1 protein-coding gene is annotated in these 617 nt (G+C 43.3%); it reads left to right on the top strand.

Annotated features, from left to right (window positions below; genetic code table 11):
• Positions 1–66: 66 nt before the first annotated feature.
• Positions 67–617: helix-turn-helix domain-containing protein (locus tag FD01_RS16210; protein ID WP_156647327.1), on the top strand; the 551-nt coding region annotated here is incomplete at its 3' end.

Genomic DNA, 617 nt, shown 5'->3' with positions numbered 1-617 from the left:
ATAATCCCTTTATGGTTGTCAGATGAAATACAATAATTCATCTGATGATTATGGAGGGATTTTTGTATGTCCAGATCTAAGTTCACGGCTCTTGAGAAACTTAAATTGCTCGAGGAATTTAAGGAGTCGGATTTACCCAGAGCCACTTTTGAAAGACAACATGGCATTGGTAAGGACTCACTTAAACGTTGGTCGCTGCGTTACGAACGAGATGGCCTTGAAGGATTGGAGGAAGCAAGGAAGAATATTCACTACAGCAAGGAATTAAAGGAAACTGTTGTCTTTGCCTATCTGAATGGCGAAGGTACGCTAGAGAACTTGGCAAACAAGTATGGATTACGCAACGTTGCTCAAGCAAAGACGTGGCTTGATACGTATAATGGAGACAAACCTTTGACGGCATCGCCGTCCAGAAAGCAGGTCCCCACTATGCGTAAGAAGACAACTTTCGAAGAGCGAATCGAAGTCGTTGAGTATGTGGTAAAACACAAGCACTCATACACTGAAGCCGCTAAGCATTTTCAAGTTTCATATCAACAAGCACGGTCTTGGGTGCTTAAGGCAAAGAATGGCGGTTATGAGGCTCTCGTTGATAATCGTGGCCACCACAAAGATGA

This window comes from Lacticaseibacillus manihotivorans DSM 13343 = JCM 12514 (assembly GCF_001435035.1).
Classification (GTDB): domain Bacteria; phylum Bacillota; class Bacilli; order Lactobacillales; family Lactobacillaceae; genus Lacticaseibacillus; species Lacticaseibacillus manihotivorans.
This window is presented reverse-complemented; position numbering and strand designations above follow the sequence as displayed.